At 67.6% G+C, this 7,897-nt stretch carries 9 protein-coding genes and 2 pseudogenes; all 11 read left to right on the top strand.

Translation table 11 applies throughout. From position 1 onward, the window contains the following. Positions 1-468 (top strand): annotated as a pseudogene (locus JWN21_RS07250) (hypothetical protein); the annotation flags it as partial. Next, positions 453-1,463, top strand: coding sequence for a tRNA lysidine(34) synthetase TilS (gene tilS / locus JWN21_RS07245; protein ID WP_299647726.1), 1,011 nt, complete (start codon positions 453-455; stop codon positions 1,461-1,463). The pseudogene JWN21_RS07250 and the gene tilS, both read left to right, overlap by 16 nt. Before the next feature lie 79 nt (positions 1,464-1,542). Continuing rightward, a complete protein-coding gene (ftsH, locus tag JWN21_RS07240; RefSeq protein ID WP_299647724.1) occupies positions 1,543-3,504 on the top strand; it encodes an ATP-dependent zinc metalloprotease FtsH in 1,962 nt (653 codons plus the stop codon). Between the two features lie 61 nt (positions 3,505-3,565). After that, complete coding sequence (locus JWN21_RS07235) at positions 3,566-3,931, top strand: hypothetical protein (protein WP_299647722.1); 366 nt, start codon at positions 3,566-3,568, stop codon at positions 3,929-3,931. 413 nt (positions 3,932-4,344) lie between these two features. After that, complete coding sequence (locus tag JWN21_RS07230; RefSeq protein ID WP_299647720.1) at positions 4,345-5,613, top strand: glutamate-5-semialdehyde dehydrogenase; 1,269 nt, start codon at positions 4,345-4,347, stop codon at positions 5,611-5,613. A 34-nt stretch (positions 5,614-5,647) separates the two neighbouring features. Continuing rightward, a complete protein-coding gene (locus JWN21_RS07225; protein ID WP_299647718.1) occupies positions 5,648-5,902 on the top strand; it encodes a CopG family ribbon-helix-helix protein in 255 nt (84 codons plus the stop codon). A 17-nt stretch (positions 5,903-5,919) separates the two neighbouring features. Beyond that, the gene (locus JWN21_RS07220; RefSeq protein WP_299647716.1) at positions 5,920-6,183 is read left to right on the top strand and encodes a type II toxin-antitoxin system RelE/ParE family toxin; all 264 of its coding nucleotides are present in this window, start codon (positions 5,920-5,922) and stop codon (positions 6,181-6,183) included. Continuing rightward, positions 6,180-6,788: a nicotinate-nucleotide adenylyltransferase gene (locus JWN21_RS07215; protein ID WP_299647714.1), complete on the top strand. Its 609-nt coding sequence runs from the start codon at positions 6,180-6,182 to the stop codon at positions 6,786-6,788. Before JWN21_RS07220 ends, JWN21_RS07215 begins: the two co-directional genes overlap by 4 nt. An 83-nt stretch (positions 6,789-6,871) precedes the next feature. Then, complete coding sequence (gene rsfS / locus JWN21_RS07210; RefSeq protein WP_299647730.1) at positions 6,872-7,210, top strand: ribosome silencing factor; 339 nt, start codon at positions 6,872-6,874, stop codon at positions 7,208-7,210. After that, positions 7,210-7,632, top strand: a complete 423-nt coding sequence (locus tag JWN21_RS07205; RefSeq protein ID WP_299647728.1) for a 23S rRNA (pseudouridine(1915)-N(3))-methyltransferase RlmH — start codon at positions 7,210-7,212, stop codon at positions 7,630-7,632. Before rsfS ends, JWN21_RS07205 begins: the two co-directional genes overlap by 1 nt. Then, positions 7,632-7,897 (top strand): annotated as a pseudogene (locus JWN21_RS07200) (metalloendopeptidase); the annotation flags it as partial. The gene JWN21_RS07205 and the pseudogene JWN21_RS07200, both read left to right, overlap by 1 nt.

The following is a 7,897-nucleotide window of genomic DNA, read 5'->3' as shown; positions in this document are numbered from 1 at the left end:
GCCCGCGCGGCGGCGGCGGCCGATCCCGATCGCGCCGAGCGCGTCACGGCGGTCGCCAGGCCCGACACGGGCGACGCGACGGAGGACGCCTACACCTATGGCTATCGCCTATGGAGCGCCAAGCTCTACCCGGAAGCGCAGGCGCAGCTGAAGAAGGCGGCGGCTGCCGGGCCCGCGGCGAAGCGCTACAGCTTCGCGCAGAACCTGCTCGGCCGTGCCTATCTGGACGACGGCAAGCCCAGCCTCGCGTCGATGGCGTTCTACGACAATTACAAGAAGGCGCCCGACGGCGAGCGCGCGCCCGAGAGCCTCTATTATCTCGGCCAGGCGTTGCAGAAGCTCAACAAGCCGGCCGATGCCTGCAAGGTCTATGACGAGCTCGCCGATGTCTATGCCAACAAGCTGACGACGCGGATGAAGGCGGACGTGGCGACCGGGCGCACCGCGGCGAAGTGCAAGGCGACCTGACGCTCGATCCGGCCACGGTCGAGCGCTTCCGGGCTGATCTGGAGGCGCTGATGGAGCAGCCCGCTCCGGCTCGACAACTGGGCGTTGCGGTCTCGGGCGGTGGCGATAGCCTCGCGCTGCTACTGCTCGCGCACGCTGCCTTCCCCGGCAGAGTTGCGGCCGCGACCGTCGATCACGAACTGCGTCGCGAAGCGGCCGCCGAGGCTCAACACGTCGAACGATTGTGCGCCAGTTTGGGCATGCCCCATGCGACACTTCGTTTGGGACCGCAGCGAAGCGTGGAGAGAGCCAACCTTCAGGACCGGGCGCGCGCGACCCGCTACTGGCTATTGGGGGAATGGGCGGCCGAGCGCGGCGTGACCTACATCGCCACCGGGCATCAACGCGATGATGTCGCCGAGAGCTTTCTGATGCGAGCGGCACGGGGAGCGGGCGTGACGGGCATGGCGGCCATGCGCACTAAACGGCCGAACGATGGCCCCGGCTATCGGACGGTCATCGTTCGCCCCCTGTTGACATGGTCACGCGCGGAACTCGCCGAGATCGTCGGTAACGCGAAGATCGCGGCGGTCGATGATCCGTCCAACGTTGATCCTCGCTTCGACCGCGCTCGGATGCGGTTGCGGATAGCGGACGATCCGGATCTGCCGCCCGATCGTCTTGCCCGTGCCGCCGCGAACCTACGGCACGTCGAGGACGCGCTGGAGTGGGTGATGGACAGCGAAGTGAAGTCGCGGTTCGAACTGGCGGCCGATGACACTGTATGGCTGCAGGCCGATGGCTTGCCGTTTGAGCTAAGCCGTCGCCTAGTTCGCGCCGCCATCGATGAAGTGCGTCTGGAAAACGGCATGTTCGACGAGTGGCGCGACACCTCAGTGCCGGATTTGGTGCGGTCGCTGGAAGCGGGGCGAGGCGGCACGATTGCCGACGTGCAAGCCCGGATCAGCAAGGGTCGCTGGCACTTTCGACCGGCCCCACCCCGCCGCACCGGCTGATCGCCGCAATCCCGCTCCCGTTCCATTGCCATTAACGTCACCGCGCTTATCTTGGCGGCTTGAGAGGTATCGCGCGCCCATGAACGACAATGACAAGCAGCCTTCGCCCGATTCCGGCGGCGGCAATCCCTGGATGAAGAGCCTGTTGGTATGGGTCGGCATCCTGCTGGCGCTGGCGCTGTTCGTGACGGTGATCGGCGGGCGCGGCACGACGGCGGCGGGCAATCAGATCGCCTATTCGGTGTTCCTCGACAAGGTCGACGAGGGCGCGGTGCAGAAGGTCAACATCTCGCGAGAGATGATTTCCGGCACGCTCAAGACAAGCGAGACCTTCCGGGCCTATCCCATCCCCGATCCCACCCTGCCGCAGAAATTGCGCGACAAGGGTGTCGAGGTATCGGGCAAGCCCGAGGATGGCCCGTCCATCTGGCAATATCTGCTGGTGCAGTCGCTGCCGTTCCTGCTGTTCCTGGGTATCGCGTTCTTCGTGTTGCGGCAGATGCAGAAGGGCGGCGGCGCCAGCGGCGCGATGGGCTTTGGCAAGAGCCGCGCGAAGATGCTGACGCAGAAGGAAGGCAAGGTCACCTTCGCCGACGTCGCGGGCATCGATGAGGCACGCGAGGAGCTGGAGGAGATCGTCGAGTTTCTGAAGGATCCGACGCGCTTTGCCCGGCTCGGCGGCAAGATTCCCAAGGGTGCGCTGTTGGTCGGTTCGCCCGGCACCGGCAAGACGCTGCTGGCGCGCGCCATCGCGGGTGAGGCCGGCGTGCCCTTCTTCACCATTTCCGGCTCCGACTTCGTCGAGATGTTCGTCGGCGTCGGCGCGAGCCGCGTGCGCGACATGTTCGAACAGGCCAAGAAGTCCGCGCCATGCATCGTCTTCATCGACGAGATCGACGCGGTCGGTCGTCATCGCGGCGCCGGCCTGGGCAACGGCAACGACGAGCGCGAGCAGACGCTCAACCAGCTGCTGGTCGAGATGGATGGCTTCGACGCCAACGAAGGCATCATCATCGTCGCGGCGACCAACCGCCCCGACGTGCTCGACCCGGCGCTGCTGCGGCCGGGCCGGTTCGATCGCCGCGTGACGGTGCCGCTGCCCGACATCGAGGGTCGCGTGAAGATCCTTGAAGTCCACATGAAGAAGGTGCCGCTGGCGCCGGACGTCGACGCGCGCACGCTGGCACGCGGCACGCCGGGCATGGCAGGTGCGGACCTGGCAAACCTGGTCAACGAGGCGGCGCTGATGGCCGCGCGGCTGGGCAAGCGGCTGGTAGCGATGGCGCAGTTCGAGCTCGCCAAGGACCGCGTCATCATGGGCACGGAGTGGAAGTCGCTGGTGATGACCGACGACGAGAAGCGCATGACCGCCTATCACGAGGCGGGTCATGCCCTGGTCCGTGCGCACGAACCGGCGTCCGATCCGATCCACAAGGCGACGATCATCCCGCGCGGTGGCGCCTTGGGCATGGTCGTGTCGATGCCCGAGCGCGACAATTACTCCTATCATCGCGACAAGATGTTCGCCGATCTGGCGACCGTGATGGGCGGGCGCGTCGCCGAGGAAGTCATCTTCGGCTATGACAAGGTTTCGTCCGGCGCTTCTGGTGACATCAAGCAGGCGACCAAGCTGGCGCGTGCGATGGTGACGCAATGGGGCATGTCGGACGCGATCGGCCCGCTGGAGCTGGAGGAGAAGCAGGGCGAGACGTTCCTGGGCTACTCGCAGACACAGCGGCATAACATGTCGAACGAGACCGCGTTGCTGATCGACAAGGAGATCAAGCGGCTGGTCGAGGACGGGCTGAAGCGCGCGCGCGTGGTGATCAACGAGCATCTCGATCAGCTCCACGCGGTTGCCGGCGCGCTGCTGGAGTTCGAGACGCTGACCGGCGACGAGATCAAGCGGATCGTCGCTGGCGAGGACATCGGCCGTGACGACGGCGTGCCGGCTCCCGCGGTGGTCAAGGCGGGGACCTCCATTCCCAAGACCCGGCGTCCGACGGGTCCGTTCGGGACGCCGTCACCTCTGGGTGCGTGACCTTTCACCCCCGGTTCAGCCGCCGGCCCGTAGCAAGTCCTTGTTTCGGCAGGAGCTTGTGATGGGTCGGCGGTTTGCGTTTCTGGGTGTGGCGATGCTGGTGGCGGCACCGGCGTCGGCGAAGATGACGGTGGGCACCTTCGTCAGCAAGGCGACGGCATTGCGCGCGAACCCACTGGCCGCACTTGCTTCCCCGGACTTCTCGCTGCTGCGCACCGAGGCGCAGACAGCGACGCGCGAGCTGAAGGCGGACCGGGATGCGCGCAAGGCTGCCGGCCGGCCTGCCCTTGCCTGTCCCCCGCCGGGCCAATCGATCGGCATCATGGAAATGCTCGACGGGCTGGCCGCGCTGCCTGCCGCCGACAAGAAGCGTCCGCTCAAGGACGGGTACGCGAAGGTGATCGCCAAACGCTTTCCCTGTCGTTGACCGACTGCGCCGAGTAGCGCGACCAGGACGACCAGCAGCGACATGAAGCTGAGCGAACAGGTCGCGAAGATGGCATGATCGTACAACCCGACGTCACGCCGGAACGGAAAACAGCAGCCAGATGAACGGCAGCGAGATGGGATCAACGCCCGGCTGAACTTATCGGCCGATGTCTTGATCTTGTAGAACAGCAGCTTGGGGTTCTTGCGCGCCTGGTAGCGGCGCGTCAGCTCGCGTCGCGGGCGCCGTCGATCGCGCTGTCCATGGCTCGCCCCTAATCGCCCCCGCCTGGCCTGGTCGCGCGGTCGGGCGTGGGGTCGAGGCCGTCCTCGCACGCCGCTGTCCTACGGAAGCGAAAACTGTCATGGCACAGGCCCCGGTCCCGTCCCGAACGACTCACAGCACGCAGCCAGATGAACGCCGATACCGAAATTCTCGCCGATCCCGATGCGTTGATCGCCGAACTGGGCGGCCGCGCCCGAGGCGCTGCTCGCGTGCTTGCCGGTGCGACGACGCCGCAAAAGGCAAGCGCGCTGCGCAGTGCCGCAGCCGCGATGCGCGCGGCGGCGCCCGCAATTCTCGCCGCCAATGCGCGCGACATGGCCGCCGCGACCGACCTGACCTCCGCGATGCGCGACCGGCTGCGACTGGACAAAGACCGCCTGGAAGGCGTGGCCATCGCGATCGAGACAGTGGCGTCGCTGCCGGATCCGGTCGGAGAGGTGATCGACGCGACCGAACGCCCGAACGGCCTGCTCCTGTCGCGGGTTCGCGTGCCGATCGGTGTGATCGGCATCATCTACGAAAGTCGTCCCAACGTGACCGCCGACGCGGCTGCGCTGTGCGTCATGGCGGGCAACGCGGCGATCCTGCGCGGCGGCAGCGAGGCGGCGCGCTCGAACCACGCCATTCACGCCGCCTTTGTCGAGGGACTGACGGCGGCCGGGCTGCCCGCCGACGCCGTGCAACTGGTGCCGACCCAGGATCGTGCGGCGGTGGGGGCGATGCTGGCGGCGGCGGACATGCTCGACCTGGTCATCCCTCGCGGCGGCAAGGGGCTGGTGGCGCGCGTGCAGGCCGATGCGCGCGTGCCGGTGCTGGCGCATCTCGATGGCGTGAACCATGTCTATATCGACGCCTCGGCCGATCCGGTGATGGCGGCCGCGATCGTGCGCGATGCCAAGTTGCGTCGCACCGGCGTGTGCGGAGCCATGGAGTGCCTGCTGATCGACCGCGCCTTTGCCGATCCCGCCGGGCTGGCGCGCGGTCTGGCTGCGGCCGGGTGCGAGGTGCGGGTGGGAGCGCGGTTGGGCGCGCTGACTCCCGAGCTGCCCCGAGCGCAGGATGGTGATTGGGGGTATGAGTATCTTGAGGCGATCGCGGCAGCCGAGCTGGTCGATGGCGTCGAAGGCGCGATCGCTCATATCGCGCGATACGGATCGGGCCATACCGACGCGATCGTCGCGGAGAATCGCGAGATCGCCGAGCGATTCCTGGCCGCGGTCGACTCCGCCATCGTGCTGTGGAACGCCTCGACGCAGTTCGCTGACGGCGGTGAGTTCGGCCTGGGCGCGGAGATCGGCATCGCCACCGGTCGCCTGCACGCCAGAGGCCCTGTCGCGCTGGAGGGATTGACGACGTACAAGTGGTTGGGGCGGGGAACCGGGCAGGTGCGGGGTTGATGATCCTGCACAGCACGTATACATTTGCACCAACATGAGCACAGTCGTCATCACCGCGCGCATTGGCGAAGAGCTTTCCTTGAAGTTGGACAAATTGGCGAACGACACCGAGCGCAGCCGAGCTTGGCTGATCGCGAAAGCCGTCGCCCGCTACGTCGAGGAAGAACTTCAAATGACGGCGTTCGTCGAGGAAGGTGATGCCGACTTCCGAGCAGGTCGGGTCGTCTCACACGAAGAGATGAACGCGTGGGTTGACTCGTTGGCCCGTCCTGCCGCTGCCGCGGCGTGAAGACACTCCGATGGGCGATGCGCGCGCAGGCCGATCTGGCGCGCATCGCGCTGTTCTATGGACCTCTGGATGACGATTTTGCGCAAAGATCGCTCCGAGAGGCACTAAAGGCCGGCGAGTTCCTTTGTGAGTTTCCGCAGGCTGGTCCGACAACCCGCCGTCGTGGATTGCGGAAATGGTCGGTCAAAAACACGCCCTTCCTGCTCCTCTACCGCATCGTCGATGGAGAGGTTCGCATCACTCGCGTCGCTCACGGTGCCCAGGACTGGGGTCGGTGGTGACCCGCCGCATCGGCCTGCTCGGCGGTTCGTTCAACCCCGCGCATCGTGGGCATCGCGGCATCACGCTCGCCGCCATGCGCGCGCTGGGGCTGGACGAGGTGTGGTGGCTGGTTTCGCCTGGCAATCCGCTGAAGCCCAAGGCCGGCATGGCGCCGCTCGCCGCGCGGCTCGCGTCGGCCCGCGCAATGGCGCGGCGCGCGCCGATCCGGGCGACGGCGATCGAGGCGGAGCTGGGGACGCGTTACACGATCGATACGTTGCGCGCGCTGAAAGTCAGATACCCCCATCTGCGCTTCGTCTGGCTGATGGGCGCGGACAATCTCGGCCAGTTCCACCGCTGGCGCGACTGGCGTGGGATCGCCCGCACCGTGCCGATTGCGGTGATCGCTCGCCCACCCTATACTAGTAAGGCCCTCGCGTGCCGCGCGATGGGATGGCTTGGGCGTTATCAGCGGCGTCCGGACCAAGCGAAGCGCTGGACGACGTGGAGTGTGCCGGCCCTCGTGCTGTTGCGGTTCCGCCCCGACCCGACCTCCGCCACCGCCCTGCGCGCGGCCGATCCCGATTGGGCCCGGCGATACCTGCCTCACGCTCCGAAGGAGTAGAATTGCCCGCTTCCCCCGCTTCCCTCACCCCCAGACTGCGCCCGACCGATCCGGCCGAAGCCGAGGCGCTGCACGCCCTCGTGATGCAGAGCCTCGATGATGACCAGGCGGTGGAGACGGTTTCCATCCCGCTCGCCGGCAAGTCGTCGATCGCTGACCACATGGTGATCGCATCCGGCCGATCGACCCGTCAGGTCGCCTCGATGGCGCAGAAGCTGGCGGAGAAGATCAAGGCGCAATGCGGCCGCAGCTGCCGGATCGAGGGATTGCCGGCGGCCGACTGGGTGCTGATCGATGCTGGCGACGTGATCATCCACCTGTTCCGGCCCGAAGTGCGCTCCTTTTACAATCTGGAGCGGATGTGGGCGTTCGGCGATGCGCCGCCGCCGACGGCCGAAGCCGCTCCCTCGGGTTCCGCCTGATCCTGCTCCATATCGTCGCCAGGGGGCGCATCGGGCGGACGCCCGAGGCGGAACTGCTGGACCGGTATCTGGGCCGCATCGCCTGGCCGACCCGCGTGACCGAGCTGCCCGACCGTGGCGGGCGCGTGCCGGCCATCGAGGGCCATACGAAGCGGGTCATGCTCGACGAGACGGGTGAGATGCTCGGCTCCACCGGCTTTGCGCAGCGGCTGGGCCGCTGGCGCGACGAGGGCGTGCGTGAAGCCCGGTTCGAGCTTGGCCCGGCCGACGGCTTCGCCGACGCCGAGCGCGAGGACGCGGACCTGCTGCTCTCGTTTGGTCGTGTGACCTGGCCGCACCTGCTGGCGCGCGCGATGCTGGCGGAACAGCTGTTCCGCGCGACGACCATCCTCGCCGGCCACCCCTACCACCGCGAGGGCTGATGCGCCGGCTGCTCTATCTCGGGTGCATCGCGCTGCTCGGGGCGGCTCCGGTTCCCGATACGCAGCGTCGTCTCGCCGACGCCAAGCGCGAGGCGGCAGCGGCGGGGCTGCGCGCCGATGCCCTCGCTGCCGCCGCTGAGCGAGAACGGTCCGCCGCCGGACGCGCGCGCGCCGAGCAGGCTGCGCTTGCCACCCGCGTGACCGCTGCCGAGGCTGGCGTGCAGGCGGCCGAGGCGCGAGTCGCGCTGGTGGCGGCGGAACAGGC

This window comes from Sphingomonas bacterium, assembly GCF_028292945.1.
In the GTDB taxonomy this organism is placed as follows: Bacteria; Pseudomonadota; Alphaproteobacteria; order Sphingomonadales; family Sphingomonadaceae; genus Sphingomonas.
This window is presented reverse-complemented; position numbering and strand designations above follow the sequence as displayed.